The sequence below is a fragment of the Paenibacillus sp. P5_B5 genome, from assembly GCF_056400365.1.
Genome location: NZ_JBFULK010000005.1, coordinates 373,661 through 391,683, shown reverse-complemented (window position 1 = coordinate 391,683; position 18,023 = coordinate 373,661). Strand labels below are relative to the sequence as shown.

The 18,023-nt window shown below is 40.5% G+C and carries 20 protein-coding genes; 6 read left to right on the top strand and 14 right to left on the bottom strand.

The window, feature by feature from the left end; genetic code table 11:
• Positions 1–4 precede the first annotated feature (4 nt).
• The 6 genes from AC1DOK_RS09585 to AC1DOK_RS09560 all read right to left on the bottom strand — a co-directional run bounded on the left by AC1DOK_RS09585 (position 5) and on the right by AC1DOK_RS09560 (position 6,048).
• The gene (locus tag AC1DOK_RS09585; RefSeq protein ID WP_477554030.1) at positions 5–847 is read right to left on the bottom strand and encodes a sugar phosphate isomerase/epimerase family protein; all 843 of its coding nucleotides are present in this window, start codon (positions 845–847) and stop codon (positions 5–7) included.
• Positions 848–923: 76 nt separating this feature from the next.
• A complete protein-coding gene (locus AC1DOK_RS09580; protein WP_477554029.1) occupies positions 924–1,889 on the bottom strand; it encodes an ABC transporter permease in 966 nt (321 codons plus the stop codon).
• The gene (locus AC1DOK_RS09575) at positions 1,882–3,381 is read right to left on the bottom strand and encodes a sugar ABC transporter ATP-binding protein (protein ID WP_477554028.1); all 1,500 of its coding nucleotides are present in this window, start codon (positions 3,379–3,381) and stop codon (positions 1,882–1,884) included. The genes AC1DOK_RS09580 and AC1DOK_RS09575 overlap by 8 nt, the downstream gene beginning before the upstream one ends.
• A 12-nt stretch (positions 3,382–3,393) precedes the next feature.
• On the bottom strand, positions 3,394–4,410 hold the full coding sequence (locus AC1DOK_RS09570; RefSeq protein WP_477554027.1) for a sugar ABC transporter substrate-binding protein: 1,017 nt from the start codon (positions 4,408–4,410) through the stop codon (positions 3,394–3,396).
• 31 nt (positions 4,411–4,441) lie between these two features.
• Entirely contained in the window at positions 4,442–5,257 is an 816-nt protein-coding gene (locus AC1DOK_RS09565; RefSeq protein ID WP_477554026.1) for a sugar phosphate isomerase/epimerase family protein, read from the bottom strand.
• Positions 5,258–5,682: 425 nt separating this feature from the next.
• Positions 5,683–6,048, bottom strand: a complete 366-nt coding sequence (locus tag AC1DOK_RS09560) for an EamA family transporter (RefSeq protein ID WP_477554025.1) — start codon at positions 6,046–6,048, stop codon at positions 5,683–5,685.
• A gap of 129 nt (positions 6,049–6,177) precedes the next feature.
• Here AC1DOK_RS09560 and AC1DOK_RS09555 point away from each other — a divergent pair, with 129 nt between their 5' ends.
• From AC1DOK_RS09555 to AC1DOK_RS09545, 3 genes are read left to right on the top strand one after another with little or no spacing between them, the layout of a single operon-like run.
• Complete coding sequence (locus AC1DOK_RS09555; RefSeq protein ID WP_477554024.1) at positions 6,178–7,410, top strand: ArnT family glycosyltransferase; 1,233 nt, start codon at positions 6,178–6,180, stop codon at positions 7,408–7,410.
• Positions 7,407–8,117: a glycosyltransferase family 2 protein gene (locus tag AC1DOK_RS09550; protein WP_477554023.1), complete on the top strand. Its 711-nt coding sequence runs from the start codon at positions 7,407–7,409 to the stop codon at positions 8,115–8,117. The genes AC1DOK_RS09555 and AC1DOK_RS09550 overlap by 4 nt, the downstream gene beginning before the upstream one ends.
• Positions 8,114–8,479 (top strand): DUF2304 domain-containing protein, encoded by a 366-nt coding sequence (locus AC1DOK_RS09545; RefSeq protein ID WP_477554022.1) that lies wholly within the window; start codon positions 8,114–8,116, stop codon positions 8,477–8,479. Before AC1DOK_RS09550 ends, AC1DOK_RS09545 begins: the two co-directional genes overlap by 4 nt.
• A gap of 86 nt (positions 8,480–8,565) precedes the next feature.
• Here AC1DOK_RS09545 and AC1DOK_RS09540 read toward each other — a convergent pair whose 3' ends face one another.
• Together AC1DOK_RS09540 and AC1DOK_RS09535 are read right to left on the bottom strand one after the other, a co-directional pair.
• The gene (locus AC1DOK_RS09540) at positions 8,566–9,126 is read right to left on the bottom strand and encodes an N-acetyltransferase family protein (protein ID WP_477554021.1); all 561 of its coding nucleotides are present in this window, start codon (positions 9,124–9,126) and stop codon (positions 8,566–8,568) included.
• 28 nt (positions 9,127–9,154) lie between these two features.
• Positions 9,155–10,168 (bottom strand): protoglobin domain-containing protein, encoded by a 1,014-nt coding sequence (locus tag AC1DOK_RS09535; protein WP_477554020.1) that lies wholly within the window; start codon positions 10,166–10,168, stop codon positions 9,155–9,157.
• A 166-nt stretch (positions 10,169–10,334) separates the two neighbouring features.
• Between AC1DOK_RS09535 and AC1DOK_RS09530 the strand changes: the two genes are divergently transcribed.
• Positions 10,335–10,538, top strand: coding sequence for a hypothetical protein (locus tag AC1DOK_RS09530; RefSeq protein WP_477554019.1), 204 nt, complete (start codon positions 10,335–10,337; stop codon positions 10,536–10,538).
• A 175-nt stretch (positions 10,539–10,713) separates the two neighbouring features.
• Positions 10,714–11,502: a polysaccharide deacetylase family protein gene (locus AC1DOK_RS09525; protein ID WP_477554018.1), complete on the top strand. Its 789-nt coding sequence runs from the start codon at positions 10,714–10,716 to the stop codon at positions 11,500–11,502.
• Between the two features lie 156 nt (positions 11,503–11,658).
• Here AC1DOK_RS09525 and AC1DOK_RS09520 read toward each other — a convergent pair whose 3' ends face one another.
• The 3 genes from AC1DOK_RS09520 to AC1DOK_RS09510 all read right to left on the bottom strand — a co-directional run bounded on the left by AC1DOK_RS09520 (position 11,659) and on the right by AC1DOK_RS09510 (position 13,703).
• The gene (locus AC1DOK_RS09520) at positions 11,659–12,363 is read right to left on the bottom strand and encodes a pirin family protein (RefSeq protein ID WP_477554017.1); all 705 of its coding nucleotides are present in this window, start codon (positions 12,361–12,363) and stop codon (positions 11,659–11,661) included.
• A 4-nt stretch (positions 12,364–12,367) separates the two neighbouring features.
• Complete coding sequence (locus tag AC1DOK_RS09515; RefSeq protein ID WP_477554016.1) at positions 12,368–13,147, bottom strand: pirin family protein; 780 nt, start codon at positions 13,145–13,147, stop codon at positions 12,368–12,370.
• Positions 13,148–13,259: 112 nt separating this feature from the next.
• Positions 13,260–13,703: a MarR family winged helix-turn-helix transcriptional regulator gene (locus AC1DOK_RS09510; protein ID WP_477554015.1), complete on the bottom strand. Its 444-nt coding sequence runs from the start codon at positions 13,701–13,703 to the stop codon at positions 13,260–13,262.
• Positions 13,704–13,969: 266 nt separating this feature from the next.
• Here AC1DOK_RS09510 and AC1DOK_RS09505 point away from each other — a divergent pair, with 266 nt between their 5' ends.
• Positions 13,970–15,028 carry a M15 family metallopeptidase gene (locus AC1DOK_RS09505; RefSeq protein ID WP_477554014.1) on the top strand — a complete coding sequence of 353 codons (1,059 nt, stop codon included), beginning with the start codon at positions 13,970–13,972 and terminating at the stop codon, positions 15,026–15,028.
• 220 nt (positions 15,029–15,248) lie between these two features.
• Here the strand turns inward: AC1DOK_RS09505 and AC1DOK_RS09500 are convergent, their stop codons facing one another.
• Genes AC1DOK_RS09500 through AC1DOK_RS09490 form a run of 3 tightly spaced genes read right to left on the bottom strand, consistent with a single transcriptional unit; the run spans position 15,249 to position 17,714 of the window.
• Complete coding sequence (locus AC1DOK_RS09500) at positions 15,249–15,911, bottom strand: bifunctional 2-keto-4-hydroxyglutarate aldolase/2-keto-3-deoxy-6-phosphogluconate aldolase (RefSeq protein WP_477554013.1); 663 nt, start codon at positions 15,909–15,911, stop codon at positions 15,249–15,251.
• Positions 15,912–15,944: 33 nt separating this feature from the next.
• Positions 15,945–16,922: a sugar kinase gene (locus AC1DOK_RS09495; RefSeq protein WP_477554012.1), complete on the bottom strand. Its 978-nt coding sequence runs from the start codon at positions 16,920–16,922 to the stop codon at positions 15,945–15,947.
• Positions 16,923–16,958: 36 nt separating this feature from the next.
• On the bottom strand, positions 16,959–17,714 hold the full coding sequence (locus AC1DOK_RS09490) for a DeoR/GlpR family DNA-binding transcription regulator (protein WP_477554011.1): 756 nt from the start codon (positions 17,712–17,714) through the stop codon (positions 16,959–16,961).
• Between the last annotated feature and the right edge of the window lie 309 nt (positions 17,715–18,023).

The window sequence follows — 18,023 nt, the reverse complement described above, 5'->3', positions numbered from 1 at the left end:
ACTATCACGCTCCCTTGAATATTCGGTCCATTGTTGCTGATGTATTGTAGATGATCTGATCCGAATAATGCTTATAAGGCGGCATCATTTCAGCAGTACAATAATTGTCATAGCCTATCGATCGAAGTGCCTCCATAACTGCTGGATAATCAACATCCCCAGCTAGCAAATCCACGAACATATTAAACCCACCTGGATCTCTTCGATAATCTTTGAAGTGAATCCGTTTAATCCGAGGTCCCAGAATACGAATCCATTGATCCGGATAACCCGTTAGAAGGACGTTCGCTACATCAAAGTAAGCACCTACATATGGAGAATGAATATGATCGATAAAATCACGCATCTCAAGCGGAGATAATAGGAATTTATTCCATACATTTTCTACACCTATCGTGATATGAGCTGACTCTGCATCCTTCGCTAATTCACTAATCGCTTCCATAGCCCGATCATATACCTTGTCATAATCACAAACTTCCGCATTCTGAATGAAATCGACACCCACATAACCTGGAACAACAAGAATAGTATCCGTGCCTAAGCAAGCTGCTGCTTCGATTTGCTTATGAACGATATCTTTGGCCTTCTGTCTTCTGACTGGAGAATCGCTAGTTAAAGAATTCTCCCATGGGAGCCAGGAAGCAAGGCTTGCAACTTCAATCCCGATATCTGCAGCTGCTTGGCGAATAGCCATCAATTCCTTCTCCGTACTAGTAAGACTAATCTCACCCTCTTCAGCCAAACAGAACTCAATGCCATCAAAACCAGCAGACTTCGCGAGCTTCATTGCTTCGAGCATTGAAGTCCCTTCTTGATAAGACCAATAATTAATCCCTTTCTTCAATTCCGTTCACCTCCTTTAATATGAAGAAACGATTTTACCAACTGACTTTATAAGTCGCATAGAAAACCTACATCTGTTATTTCTTACGGATCTTACTCACGTTACTTAGGACAACAGCAATGACAATAATAGCTCCTGTTATCGCCGTTTGCAGATACGAATTTACAGATAGAACAGTCATTGCATTGGCAATAAGCCCTGTCATGATGACACCTAAGAAAGCTCCACCAATCGTTCCACGTCCACCCTCGAACGTTACTCCACCAATAATGGCGGCCATTAGCGCTGACAATTCATAGCCCGTTCCTGCGGTTGCAACGATCGAGTCAAGCCTAGATACAAGTACAATAGACGCCACACCCGCTATAAATCCGCTAATCCCATACGTAATAATTTTGTGCAGATCAACACGGATTCCTGATAAATAAGCATTCTCTTCATTACCACCAATGGCAACTATTCGACGACCAAATTTCGTGTAATTCAGTAGGATGAATGCCAAGATGACTGTTGCAAACAAGAAAATTAGCGTAACCGGAAATATACCAAAGAACTTCGTACGACTAATGGATTCGAATTTCCCTTGGAAATTCATAAACTTCCCACCAGAGACAATCAGTGCGATACCAAAATATACACTGCTCGTTCCAAGGGTAATAATAAGCGGCATGCTTTTGCTTTTACTAATAATGAATCCATTCACAATTCCGCATAAAGTTCCTACACAAATACCAACTAATATCGCTAATGCGATTGAACCACCATTCATAATAATCTTCGAGATACATACACCAGACAGCGCCATAATCATTCCGATCGACAGGTCAATTCCACCCGAAATTAAGAGCAAAGCCATTCCCATCGTCAAAATACCAAGTACAGATATCTGCTGAAAAATAGCAAAGATATTCGTCAGTCCAAAAAATTGATTATTAATGCTGCCTACTATAATCGAAACAATTAGAATGATGAGCAGTAGGATAAATTTCTGATTCTTGAATAGCGCTTCTTGATTCCGTAGCTTCAGGCCAATTTCACTCATCAATATTCACCTCTAGTGCACTTTTAATAATGGCTTCTTCTGTTATTTCACCCTTCATTAATTGTTTCGTTATTCGTCCCTTACGCACAACAAGAATGCGATCACTCATCGATACGAGCTCGGGCATATCAGATGAAATCAAGATAATTGACTTCCCTTGCTTGGTTAAAGCAGACATCACTTTGTAGAATTCCGTCTTGGAATTCACATCTATTCCTCGTGTTGGCTCGTCAAATATGAATATCGAAGCATCCGCAAACAGCCATTTGCCTAGAACAACCTTCTGTTGATTGCCGCCACTTAATAATCGAACTTCCTTAAAAACAGAAGATGTTTTGACATTCAGATCCTGAACAATAGGTTCGATTAATGGAGGATGCTTACGTACACGAACGAACCAGCCTTTGATCCGTTTCCCCATACCAACGACAGTCATATTCTCAACAATACTGTTACCAAGCATTAAACCGAGCTTCTGCCTATCTTCTGTAATATGAGCAATTCCAGCATGAATCGCATCTCTCGGACTCTGATTAGACAGTCTTACATCCTTATAAGTAATCGTTCCGCTATAGCGAGGATCTGCGCCAGAGACGGCGCGCACAATTTCTGTGCGCCCCGCTCCCACCATCCCTGCAATACCTAGAATCTCACCTTCTCGTAAATGAAAATGAATCGCTTCCGAATGCTTCGTAAGTCGTAAATCATCCACTTTAAATACGACATCACCAATCACATGATCTTCCTTGTCATAGAACATATCAACGGGTCTACCTACCATGTCCTTCGTAACCAAATCTAAGTTGACATCCTTCTGATCATTGAGATACGTATTGACGACAGAACCATCTCGGATTACCGTAATCCGATCTGCGATTTGAACCACTTCTTTCAGAAAGTGGGAAATATAAATGATACTTACACCCTTCTCCGTAATTCGCTTCACAAATTTCAGAACACGACTTGCATCTTCAACATTAAACATCGATGTCGGCTCATCCATAATGAGAAGCTTCGTTTCCAGTACAAGTGCTTTTAATATTTTGACAAACTGCTGTTCGGCAATGCTTAGCTGCTCCACTCTCTTGAATGGATTCAGCTCGATGCCAAGAAACGCCATCTCTTCTCTGGTCCGTCTCAACATGGATTTAAAATCAATGATCCCTAGCTTAGTCGTCAGCTCATGCCCGATAAAAATATTCTCAACCACGTTCATCGAGGGAGCTAGCAAGTTCTCCTGATATATAATATTAATTCCAAGCTGCTGAGCAAGCTGAGGGGTTAAGCTCGAATAAGTGATACCGTTCACGATAATCGTTCCATTATCAGGTGTGTAAGCTCCGGCAAGCACCTTCATTAAGGTTGACTTACCCGCTCCATTCTCTCCTACTAGGCAATGAATCTCGCCATGATATACGTCAAAGGTTATATCAGACAGCGCATGCGTACCTGAGAAGCTTTTGCTTATATTGTTCATCTGAATAAATGTCATCATCTAAGGGTCCTATTCTAAGCCGCCAATGTAATTAACTGCTTTTTCGTCTACCTTCCAGTTAACTGCTTTACTTAACGAATCCTTAGTCACAGGAATAATAGGCAGTGGTGTAAACTTCTCTGGTGTCTTCCCATTCAAATGCTGATACAGATTCTTAAATGTAATTAAGCCTTGTAAAGATACAGGTGCAGACATCGTTGCCGTGATCTCGCCGTCTTCAATCATTTTCAAGCCATCTGGGCCACCGCCCGTAGAGACAATCTTCACTTTATCTTGTAGATTAGCCTCCTTCAGTGCATTCATAACTCCCTTACCCATCATTTCATTATTGGCAAAAACAACATCGAATGCTTTACCTGATTGGATAAAGCTCTGAGTCACATTCATCGATTTTTCGGTTTCCCAATCGCCATGTATGATTCCAACAATCGAAATTTTGTCGCCGACTTTCTTCATCGCGCGATCAATGCCTTCTTGGTACTTTTCATATACACCGCCGCCTTTAGCTCCAGCAACGAATAGCACCTTGGCTCCTGGCCATGTTTCGGCAATGAAATTAATGCCCTCTTCACCGATCAAATCATATTCCGCTGCAATCGTCGAAATGTAATCTCCTGCATTATCAGCTGGCTTTAGATTCTCGAATGTAACTGGAATTTTGGCATCGTTAGCCATCTTACTTAGCGTAGCTGCTTGTTCTGGTGAGATCGGAAATACAGAAATTCCATCCACCTTCTTCTGAATTAAATCCTGCATGAGCGATACGGATTTCTCCAGGTTGTTCTCAGCATCTAATACAATCGTTTCTACACCTTTTTCCTTACCCGCATATTGAAACGCTTCAGCGCTATACATGTTCCATACATCCTTCATGTTATAGGCAATATAGCCAAAGGTAAGCTTCTTGCCTGCTGCAGGACTATCCTTGGGTGCATCCGCTGTCTTGGTACTGCATCCAGCTATAAGTAAGCCAACCATCATGATTGCAATTACGACATTCGTTAAACGAAACATACTCTTTCTCATAGAAACCCTCCTAATATCGTGTTAATCGAGCTTACATTTGTGCTTGAATATGTCTGATCGCTTTGTAAGATTCTGCTACAGCCAGATCAACCTCAGCTAAATTCGCTGGACCCGCAGATGTAAATTCAATTTCTACACTTAAAGGAGCTATACACTCGTGGGTATTCAGGATGTCAAAAATTCGTTTGAAATCCAAATCTCCTTGACCAATAGCAGGGAAATTCCATTCTTGATTGTCACCTAGCTTATCCTTTAAATGAATAAACTTCACATGATCTGATGATTGCTCTAAATCCTCATAAGGCATCGTATTCCCATAAAATATCGTATTAGCTGTATCGTAATTTATCGCCAAATAAGGAGAGTTCACCTGCTGTACAAGTGCTTTGACAGCTTGACCTGTTGCATAGTTATTGCCGTGCGTCTCGATTACCATCGTCACGTCATATTTAGCACATTGCTCAATCAACTTATGAATCGAATGAATCAATACTTGTTCATCTTCAATCTCATCATGATCATCATGAGCTTCACCCGTTGAAGTCACGATATAACTGCAGCCTAATCGATGTGCAAGTTCAATGCTTCTGCCAAAATTATCAACTCCTTCATCTCGCATTAAATTACTGTGAGCACCTAGAGCGATACAATCTAATTGAAGCGTTTTCAATTTACTCAGCACTTCTTCAATTTCAGCATCCGTCATTTCCCATCGCACATGCTCAGTGTAACCACGAACTGCGGCTAATTCGATGTTCCGAAAGCCTGCGTTAGCAGTTCCATTCAAAGCTTCATCCAGTGAAAAACCATGATAGGTATTGCTGTTCAAACAAACTAAGTTTTGCATGTAGAACCTCCTTCTAATTGTTCATTTAACACATCTCTTATGATTTATATGTTCGTTTATAACAAATAGTAGTTCATCAGAAACAAAAAGTCTAGTTAATTATCTAAATATTCAGATAATTTAACTCGACAAATTACCAACTCAATTCCTCAATTAGTTTATGCAGGGATGCATTTCCTTCCGGTTGCTGTTGAAATCGCGAAATCTGATTAGGTAAACTCAACTTAAGGTAATTTCACGATTTCAAAGGCAAACGCTATCGCTCCTACAGGAGACACATTCCCTTTTCTACAATAGACTACTAGTTGGTAATAAAAAAAGAATGAAAAATAATTAAAGATTTAAATGCGAAAAATGGTGCTACGAGTTATATCGCGCACCACCACTTTTTCCGTTTTCTTATGATTTTTGATAGGCAATAATCGTTATTTAGTCGATAAGCTTACCATCGCAACACCGACCAGAATAACCAGACATCCAAGTACCTTCATCCATGTTAAACTTTCACCAAATATAAAGTAAGCTCCAAACACGGAAATTAAATAAGCTACGCTTTGCATGGGGTAAGCAATTGAGATTTGGACCCTTGATAGGATGAATAACCACAATATCGTGGTTAATCCATAGAGGACAAGTCCACCCATAATGAATGGAGAGAACACTAAATCAATAATACTTCTGAAGCTCTCGAATGGATTGACCTTCCGTTCGAGACCTGCTTTCCAGAGAAACTGCCCGATGACAAGTGTGATCGCATTTAGTATAATAAGCACGGCATTCGACAAATTCATTTATAATCTCCTTCTCAACGACCTTAAGCTCCAAGGTTAATAAAACTATTTTACAAAATTTATTGCTTCCGTCAAAGTAATTTGATACCGTGTATTAGTCTAAAGTAATTAGGAAAAAGAGGAATGTATATGGCTTCCATGCTAAATAATATCAGAAAATCAAGTAAATACTTCATTTTCATTATACTTATACTCACTATTTGGATACGTGTTGATTATATATCTCACGAAGAATTTAAACCTCTCGAATATGATCAGAAGAATTATACCGATATGGCAGTTCGACTATTAGATCAAGGAGTTTACGGTTATAACAAGGAAGGACTACCTGATTCAAGGGTAACTCCTGGGTATCCACTATTCCTAACCTCTATCTTTGCTGTTGTCGGCTATTCCGATATCCAGGAAACACAAATGACCGTTAGGTACATACAAGCCGTTATCTCTCCGCTTTATGTATGGTTTATATACTTAGTTGGGCTTAGACTCTTCAATCGTACTACAGGCTTGATAGCTGCACTTGCTGCTGCATTTTATGGAACCTTTGTCTGGATGTCCTCACTCATTTTAACAGAAACGATCTTTCTCATCTGCTTGATGGCACTTGTCTATTTCCAAGTCCGAATCATGCAGAATAATCGAATGAAGGATCATTTATGGGGAGGCGTACTCCTTGGGATGATGGTGCTTATCAGGCCCAACTCCATTATTATAGCCGCTACACCTTATATTTTCCTTATGTTTAAATATCGCAAACTGTTTATTAAGCAAATTCTCTGGGGTGTAGGTGCTTTTGCCCTTGTTATGCTGCCTTGGTGGATTCGCAATCTGATTACTTTCCATGAATTAATTCTAATCTCTAATGGAGTAACAGGGAATGCACTTCTTGCAGGTACTGACCCTTATTTCTACAAAACAATTCCTTGGAACGATATCAAGTTCGAAGATCAGGGTAAAGTTGCTATCGAACGGATCAAAGAAGGTTTGAAGACTGATCCCCTATTCTGGATACAATGGTTTACCATTGGTAAGGCAAGTCATATGTTCCTGTCAACCTACTATCTAGGTCCATATTCGATGTACGTTGCAGATTGGTATGCCGAAGTCATTAAATTCCTTCATAGAGCCTATGTTTTCATCGGGATAGGTGGTGGCTTCATTGCAATGTTCTGGAATAAAGCCGTCTTATTCTTGCTAGTTAACTTCGGCTTACTTCTAGCAGTTCATCTGCTATTCATCCCAGAAGCACGTTATACGATTGGAATGATGCCATTCCTTATGCTAATCACTGCGTATCTGATTACCGTAGGCGTAAAATTCATATATCAACTAACAGGCCGGAAATTGGAGGGCTCCTTGTGAAAGTACTCATCATTATTCCTGCTTACAATGAAGAAGCTTCCATCGGAAATGTGATACGGGCCATTAAATCAACCGCTCCCGAGGTCGAAATCGTTGTTATTAATGATGGTTCCCGTGATACCACCGCACAGGTGGCTCAAGCTACAAGGCTTGCCCATGTTATCACATTGCCACTTAACGTAGGTATTGGCGGCGCTATGCAAACAGGCTACATGTACGCACAGCAGCATAATTATGATATTGCTGTTCAGATGGATGCAGATGGACAGCATGATCCAACCTATTTGCAGCATTTACTTCGTTCCATACAAGCTGGGGAATCAGATTGTATGATCGGCTCCCGTTTTATAGAGAAAACAGCGTATCGTTCTAGTTTGTCTAGACGGACAGGCATCTTGTTCTTCACTTGGCTATTGAAGCTCGTAACGAAGAAAACATTCACAGATCCCACATCCGGATTCCGTGCTGTAAATCGACAAATCATACAAATATTTGCTAATTACTATCCAGATGATTATCCTGAGGTCGAAACTATCGTCCTACTCGATCGTCTTGGGTTTAGAGTCAAGGAAACTTCAGTTCTCATGCATAGCCGCGAAACTGGAGCATCCTCTATAACACCACTTAAATCAGTCTATTACATGATTAAAGTATCACTTGCGGTACTCATGACCTTACTCCGCACCATAGGAAGGGTTAATGTATGAACATTTTTCTGGTATCCATTATATTCTGTCTATTCTTTCTCGTTGTCGTAATTGATTTAATCCGTCGCAGAAGACTAGAAGAACGATATTCCATTCTTTGGATCGTTATTGGACTCATTATGCTTGTCCTATCGATCTTTCCGAGCTTTCTAGAAACGATATCACAGCTACTGCACGTCGTATATCCACCATCTCTGTTATTCTTCCTAGGCTATGTGTTTGCACTGGTGGTTATCTTGCATCTCACAATGGTTGTCTCTAAGCTCCATCGTCAAATGACACGACTGATTCAAGAAGTCGCACTGCTTAAGAACGAACGAGAAGAAGAGAAGAAACAACAATCATCCAAGGACATCCCGTGATAATTCCTTTGCTTAACAAGTAAGGACGATTAACTTATACTTTCATATTCAAAATTAAAAGCTCTCACTAATTGTGAGAGCTTTTGTTATCCTATATCCTTAATCATACGCAAAAAGTCATAATTTCCAATCACTACTCTACTTGTTCCTCTATAGCCCATTTTCTCATATAACGCATGTGCTCCTGGATTATCCTTGTCAACAAGTAACGAAAGCCTCGAGTAGCCTTTCTCAATTCCTGCTTGTTCAAAAGCACGCATCAGCTCTTTCGCAATCCCGCGACCTTGATATTCATCTGACACAGCAATTGAATCTAGATAATATTCATCTAGATTAGCTTCTTTATCTAGCGTTGTATCCGGATTACCCGTCAATTGAATTAATCGATTAATGATTGGGCGGTCTAATTCTGCTGCCTCACTACCATGATAGGACAATAGGAAACCAACAGCCTGGCCATCTAATTCCTTCACAATCGTATTCTGATAACTGAGGCGATTACCCTCCTGCTCAAAATAATTCTCTAGGGCTCGAATCATTTCACAATCGTCATCTGTTCCTGCTAATGTGTTGCCAATGGTTCCAATTGCTTTATGCATAAGCTGTACAACTTGCTTCACATCTGATTTTCTAGCTGCGCGTATCACTAAAGTCTAACCTCCTGATGATATACCATTAATGTGCTTGCGATTCCTTCAATAACTCCAGATCGAGTGTAACCTGTTCAATCATTTCAACGAATGCAACAAGTTCTTCTGAATGTCCTGCTTGTTCCCTAGCATTAACTGCTGTCTGCTCAGACTCTCTCTGCACTTGCGCTAATAAGGCATTAATCTGACTTAAAACATCCTGTATCTGTTCCAAAGCCTTCTTAGAATGGGATGCTAGCTTTCTAATCTCATTCGCAACAACTTCAAATCCCCTACCCTCATTACCAGCACGAGCTGCTTCAATCGCAGCATTGAGTCCTAGCAGATGTGTCTGATCCGAAATTTCACGCATTAAGCTTCCCATACTATAAATTTCTGCAACCTCTTCATTCAATTTCTCTACAAGCTGATGAGATTTCTCTTGAGAATCTGCTGTATGCATGGCAGTAGTAGCAATTGACTGTGTACTTCCCGATAGTTCTGCCATCATCGACGCCAGTTCTTGTATAGCTCTTGTAATTCCTTGTAACATATTCTGCTTGGAATCTGCAATTTGTTGGATTTTGGCCTTTTCGTCTTGCTCATATGCCTCAAGTACAAGCTGTGAATCAAGATTGAACATTTTGGAAATAGCTAATATAACTTCAATCCAATTATCCGGCATTAGCTGCTTAAAGTAAATTGTCGCAATATCCAGATAAATCATGTAACAGCCTAAGTACCAATTAGTTGTCAAGCCAATTCGAGAATGTATGGCTCCAACCTGCAAACGCTTACTAATAAATCCATCATCAATAATACCAGAAGCTAGAGAAATGAAATACCATCGTTGCGTTTCCTTAAGCCGCTCAATAGAACTATATTTCTCAATAATCGCTAGTAAATGTGGCTGTGCCGCTATATGTATGTATAACCTAGATACAACCTCTTCAGAAATTTGTTCAAAATAATGGAGGTTCTCATTCAGAAGCGTCAAATCCTTATCCGTAAGTCCAATAAAATGTAATTGCTGCTTTCGATATTCCTCTACAATAATCACTTAATCCCACCCTTTTTTTATAATCTATTAAAATTGTCACATAACTGTCTATACTTATCAACTTAATTTATGAATAGATTGTGAATAGTTGGACAATATCTTCCCAATCAGAGTATTATAAATAAAGGAGTATGCTAATACCATTTGGTTAGAAAGGATGTTTATATTGGATACACTAGTCATAGATAAGGCACTTACTATGCCAATGTTTGTTGTCATTATTGTGTTTGTATTGTTAATCGGTTCATTAATTAGTTTAGGTGTACTAAGATTATTCCAGCAACGTGCTCGTTACGGTATTGTCTGTTTTGGCGGAGCAGTAGTCAGTCTTACCGCATTTATATTTATAGCTAGTTCTTGGACATTATAAGAATAGAGGAAAACATTATACCTCCGGTGATCGGAGGTATTTTTTAGTAAATAAGATAAGAAAGTATAAGTTTTCACCTATACTTTCTTGTATTCACCTTAAGAAACGCATCCGTCCTGTAAAGACAGCGAAGCCGTTTCTTCTTGCAACTCAAGTCATGAGGAGGCGGACAACCATGTGCAATCTGTTGAGTAGAATACTCGTTATCCTGCTTGTATTTATTCCTCCTGTTTCATCTCTTGCATATGCCTCCATAAATCCTCACACCTCCACAATTAAGCAGCAGCAAGGTCACTATGTGTCGCATATGGCGATCCACCATGGACCTACAAATAAGCCTTACAAAACCGCACTTACCTTCGACGACGGACCTGATCTGACATACACACCACAAATCTTAGATATGCTCAAAAAGATGAACATAAAGGCCACCTTCTTCGTTATCGGGAAGAATGCTGCTAAATTTCCTGAGATCATTAAGCGTATTGCGAATGAAGGACATATCCTAGCCAACCATTCATGGGATCACGCGAACTTTGTACAACTAAGCCGAGCACAAATTCGGCTAGAAATAACCAAAACGGATCATTTACTTACCCAAATAACTGGTCATAAGCCTCTTCTATTTCGAGCACCATACGGGAATGTTACACGCCATTTAGAGGTCGAATTACGTTCCATGGAGCATATATTAATCGGATGGTCTGTGGATACGAGGGATTGGGCTGGACCCGATGTAGATACGATCATCAAGACGGTTACCAAACAAATCAAACCAGGTGGGATCATTCTACAACATTGTGCGAATGGACCTAAAGTCGATTTAAACAATACCTTGCAAGCTCTACCCAAAATTGTATCCATGCTTAAACAGCAAGGATATGAGTTCGTAACTGTGCCTGAACTATTAACCACTCAAGCTTATAAAATCGAAACGGATAAAGTCTCTCTTCCATCCAAATGAATGAATGTTCTAAATGTCATCCCATTGAATCAATTTCATAACTCATTGATTCCATACCAAAACAAGAAGAAACGGCTTCCCACCCTAATGGATGGAGAAGCCGTTTTGTATAATTATTGAGCCAATCCTGCTTTAACCCAGCTTGCTTCTTTGGGATTAAGCTAAATCAATAAGCATGAATCTTGCATCAGAACTTGCTTGAATCAATAGTTCAGGGGTATCTGTTATGCGTGCAGAATCTCGTTTACTAAGAACAGCATTCGTATTCAAGGTAATTTCGCCTTCTATGACGAAGACAAAAATTTTTCGTCCTACTGGCTGCTTATAAGTAATCGATTGATTCGATTCGAGATCAGATAAATAAATGGTTAAATCCTGATTAATAAAAGCAATGTCATCCGCTCTATGAGACTTCGACACCACTGGCAGCAGGTTATTCAACATTTTGGTCTGATCAAAGTTCGTTTGCTCGTATGAAGGCTCCAAATTCCGCGTATCGGGGAAGAACCACAATTGCATGAATTGTACATCCTCCGAATCTGAAGGATTCATTTCGGAATGCGTAATTCCAGTACCAGCGCTCATTCGCTGTATGCCACCCCAAGTTGTTGTTGCAGAATGACCGGCACTATCCTTATGTTCCAAATAACCTTTGAGAACAATCGAGACAATTTCCATCTCATGATGTGGGTGCGCGCCAAAGCCTTTACCCGGTGCTACAGTATCATCGTTAAGTACACGCAAATCACCAAACTGCTGGTTATTCGGATCATAATAATCAGCAAATGAAAAGCTGAAGTTACTCTTTAACCAACCATGATCAGCATGGTAACGGTTCTTAGCTGGATAGATTTTAATCATTTTCTTACCTCCTTTTTGGATAAAGCGGATAATCTACTTGAACTGGCACTTCAATAACAACTAATCTGGTTAGTTCATTTAATCCTGCACGGATAGTCACTTGACTGGAAGATTCACGATCTGACTCAACAACTGCAAAATCCTTATGATGGAACTTAATTGTTTCCTCAGAATCCTTGATATAGGAACTATCACCGCGGACTGCAAGGATAGCTAGTGCTCGATTAGCTGCCAAGCTGTGGGTATAGGCTGAACCAGCTGTCATATGCAAATCCCACATCTTCGCATCAGTCACAATCTGGATCGGAGCATCGTCACCAATTACCGTCTTGACGCGAACCCCATCAAGGTCATATTCAGGGAAATCATGATGTTCAAACTGGCTATACGCTGGGGGCCGCTTAAGTGCTTCCTGTATGGATGGCTCAAACCAGATTTGAAATAACTCTGCATTCGGACCTACAATTCGTTCATTATGGGAAACACCTGAACCAGCTTGAATAAGCTGTACGCCACCTGGTCCAACAACACTCTCAGTTCCTAGCGAGTCACCATGATGTGCTTCACCCTCTATCACATAAGTCATTATTTCAAATGCTTGGTGTGGATGAGAAGCGATATTACCCTCTTGTGGAGCAAATGCCCATGCCCAGTAGAACAAGGGACCAAGTCTATTCACCTCAGAACCTTCACCAGGGAAACCAATTGGCTTGCGTTCTGTTATCGTTCCACCATCAAATGAACCCGATGCTTGCTGTTCAAATGAATACACATTTACATTCATTTTATCTTCACCTCATATATCTTATTTTTTTATATTTTAAATTCAAGATATTAGAATAAAAAAAATTGTATCATTTACCTTATAAACGTAAAGAATGCCAGAGAGTAAGTAGCTATAACTTACTCTGCGCATGCTTGCCGAGTTTCTTCAGTAAATAAGTCGCCATTTCTTGTTCAGCAGGCTCAAGCCCACTCATTGCATTACGTATGATTTCAGCATGATCTGGAAAAATGTTATCCATCAACTCAGTTCCCTGTTCAGTTAACGCTGCGTATATAATACGACGATCTTTTGAGCAAAGCTGACGAGCTAAAAGGCCCTTCTTCTCCAACTTATCAACTACATACGTAATACTTCCACTAGAAAGCAGTATCTTTCCACCTATTTGTTGTAAAGGATGTTGCCCTTTATGATACAACAGCTCTAGCACGGCAAATTCAGTTACATTAAGTGAGTGCCGACGAATATCTCGTGAGGTATGCTCTATGAGTGAATTGTATGAGCGAGTAAGTGCAACAAACAATTCTAAGGATATATCTTTGTCCTTTGCGTTCACTTTACCACCTCATAAATACTTTTAATTTAAGATGATTATATTCAAACTATTATTATTTGTCAACAGTCAGCAATTATAAATATACATTCATCTGATAAGTGCAGCAAGGAGAGCAACAGGAGTAGCACATGATTTCATCATGTATTCAACATACGTACGACATACGTATCACATCAAACAGCTCATAAATCTTCCTTCAATAAAATGCTTCAATCCTCAACCCATGGTATAATATATCGATAGAAAATAGGAGAGTGAACTATCGGATGAAATCCAAACAACGTCATATTCTTTTAACTTCATTACTAGTTACTTCATTATTGCTTTCCGCTTGTGGAAGCAATGAAGCTGCCAAGCCAACAGATCAGACTGGAACAGTGACTACAACTCCAGCTCCAGTTGAAACTGTCAAACAGAGTAAACTTACATCACTTGAAGTACCTAAAGAAATCGTATTAGAGCCAGGAGCTAAGCTACCATTCCCTGTAGTGGGCGTTATGAAGGATGGAAGTAAGGCTGATGTTTCCCATACCAAAGGAACTAGTTACGAATCAAGTGAATCTAGTCTCGTCAAAGTAGACGCAGACGGAACACTTAATGTGTCCGCACAAGCTCAGACAGGAGATACTGCCAAAATTACTGTAAACCTACACGATCAGAGTGGAGTTACTACTATTATTGTAAAAGCATCACTTCAAAGTACTTCGAAGCCCGGCAAGGGCGACAAAGTAGTTGTAACAAATGCAACAGACCGTACTGTAGTTGTTAATAAGGAACGTGCTTTACCAAGTGACTATATCCCTGCTGACTTAGTATATCCGAATGTAAAGTTTTCTTTTACTGAAAAAAACGACAAACGCAAAATGCGCTCTGAAGCTGCCAAAGCAATTGAATCCCTCTTTGACGCTGCCAAAAAGGATAATATTGAGCTTGTAGCGATATCAGGCTACCGTTCCTTTGCTACACAAAAATCCATATTCGCTAGAAATGTTAAGGAACAAGGTCTTGAAGTTGCATCTCAGGTAAGCGCACGAGAAGGCTACAGTGAGCACCAAACAGGGTTGACTATGGATGTCTCTAGTGCAAGTGCAAAGTATTCGTTAGAGGAAACCTTTGGAGACACCAAAGAAGGCAAGTGGCTAGCTGAACATGCACATGAGCATGGCTTCATCATTCGTTATCCTAAAGGTAAAGAAGAACAAACAGGCTATGCCTACGAACCGTGGCACATTCGTTACGTTGGTGTAGAAGTTGCAACTGAAGTGAAAGAAAAGGATATGATCTTAGAACAATATTTCCAAGATGCTATTCCTGCTCAAGGTTAATACTGAAATAAATAAGGATCGAAATAAATATACAAATAAAGCTGTCTCATCTGTAGATAAATCTACTTGTGAGACAGCTTTTGTATTTATAGAAGAGAAATAGTTCTTTGTAATAAGCGATATGATTCTGATGAAAGAATTAGTTCTTTGTTATGAGCATCATGAAGTGTGATGAGTGAATTAATTCTTTGCTAAGAGCTCTATGAGTGTGATGAAAGAATTAGTTCTTTGCAAGTCTGAATGCTTCTGTGTATTGTGCTGCTTTGGCACGAACAAGAGAATAATCTCCTGTTGCTAGAGCATCCTTGGTTAAATCCGATCCAATACCTACTGCAAATGCACCAGCTTTAATCCACTCGCCTAAATTCGCAACATTGACGCCGCCAGTTGGCATAACATTAGCCTGAGGCAATGGACCTTTAATATCCTTAATCATACTAGGGCTAAATTGACTGCCTGGGAATAGTTTCACCACATCTACCCCTAAATCAAGTGCATCTTGAATATCATGAATCGTCATAATACCAGGCATGATCGGTACGCGGTAACGATTGCAGAGCTTAACCGTTTCAGCATTAAGTGATGGACCCACAACGAACGCAGCACCACTGAGGATCGCAGCGCGCGCGGTCTCAGGATCAAGCACTGTGCCCACTCCGATAATCGCGTTCTTAGTTGGATCTGGATTATTAACGGAATAACGGCTCGATAATTCCTCGATCGCTTTAAGTGCATTTGGTACAGTCATTGTGATTTCAATGACTTTGATCCCACCAGCAATTGCTTCCTCTGATAGCTGAACGACTTGCTGCCAGTTCTCACCTCTAAGTACAGCTACTACTCCCTCTTCGTGAATACGTTTAATGATATTTAATTTTTGCATATTGTGATCCATCCCTTCATTCTCATGTATATATTAGCGTTCGACATGCGCTTTACTACTTAATCTTGCATCTACTTGTGCTGAAGTAGGCAGACCTTGCCAGTCACCCTCGGTCTGGATCACCATGGAGCCTAGGAGGTTGCCGAGGCGTACTGCCTCTTCATGGCTGATTCCTCGCAGCAACCCGCTTAGGAAGCCGGCGCAGAAGCCATCGCCGGCTCCTACTGTGTCGACGACTCTGTCGACACGGAAGTAAGGAACAGGGGTGACACGCCCCTGTTCAACAAGGTACGTGACGTTGTCGCCACCTTTGACAACGCACACATTGCCAAGCTCATGCAGCTTGTTGAAGATGGCATCGACATCTTCAGTTGCATACAAGAGCTTGAGTTCATCTAGGCCCGGCAGGAAATAGTCCGCTTCCGCAGCAAGCGGTAGCAGCACTTCCCGGGCCTCTTCTATGCTCCAGAGCTTCAGCCGCAGGTTCGGGTCAAAGCTCACCTTGACCCCATGTTTACGTGCCAGACGTACAGATTCGATAACCGTCTGACGTGCAGTCTCACTGAGTGCTGTAGTAATACCCGTTACGTGCAAGATTCTAGCACCTGCTATGTATTCCTCGTCTAGCAACTCAGGAGTCATTAGGCTCGCCGCAGAATTACGGCGATAATAGTACACAGAAGTTTGTCCTGCGATCACCTCACGCATCATCATCCCGGTTGATGCTTGGTTCGTGCGTACTACGCGTGATACATCGACACCTTCACCGCGTAATGTTTTGACAATAATCGTTCCGATCGGATCTTCCCCTAATTGTGAGAACCAACCCACTTGGTGCCCTAAACGTGCAATACCAATCGCCAAATTACTTTCAGCACCACCAAATGTACATTCAAGTGTCGGGCTGTATTCAATCCCTTTGTTGCTAGTTGGCATCATTAGAGCCATGGATTCACCAAATGTAATCACATCTGGAGAAGTCTTCACGTAGGTTTGATGCTTGTCACTCATCGATAATCCCACCTTCTGCTGTGTAGTTGTATGTCATTAATCAATTGTTACTCCAATTGCTTCAAACCTCTGCCGAACATCTTTAGGTAGGCCATCATCGGTAATAATGCGGTCGATATCCGTCAATTTAGCAAACGTCATTAAAGCATACTTATCAAACTTCGTATGGTCAGCAACACAATATCTATATTTGGCATGCTCCAATAACGCCTGTTTCTGTTCAGCTAGCTCTGTTGTATAAATCGACAACCCATAATCCAAGTGCAAGCCTGTTGTGGAAATAAAAACCTTTTGAATATTCAACTTTCGCAAGAATGGTACGGCTTCACCGCTAATTAGTAGATTACGTTTACGGTAACCACCTGGTACAACAAGATGAATTTGGTCCTTTGTTACAAGCTCACTAATGATATATAAATCATTCGTAATAACGGTAAGAGGGGCATTCGGTAAGGCTCGTGCCATCTCAAGCATTGTGCTACCACCATCAAGCGCAATAACATCTCGTTCTTCAATTAACGCAAGCGCTTTAATTGCAGCCGCTTTCTTTTCTACTAAATGATCGATTTGTGATACTCGATTTGGAAACGAACCCACATGCCCGTCTTGTTGAAGAATCGCCCCTCCATGTACACGCATGAGTAGCCCCTGCTGTTCAAGCTTAGCTAGATCTTCACGAATTGTTTTGCCAGATACGGCTAGCAACTCGCTAATCTCTATAACTTTAATTTCGCCATTCAAGAGCAGCAATTCCATTATCTTCTCATGCCGTTTTAAGGCCGTAATGGACATGATCCCATTCCCTTCTTCCGTTCATTTACGTTCACTATCAGTATAATATAAACGTTCATTTATGTATAGTTTGGTTTGATTAATTTTATTAATTTAAATCCTCTAGTAACTTAGTACATGGCTTGACAAAATTTTAGCGAATAAGTTATTCCTAACATGGATAGATACACAATACAAATAAAAAAAAGCCCTGCGGATAATTTTTCCGCAGGGCCTCCCAAAAATCAATAACACTCATCATTTGATAGTCATACTCAACTTGTTAACAAGCACTTTTACTACTGTACTTTATTAAACATCTGTACCATG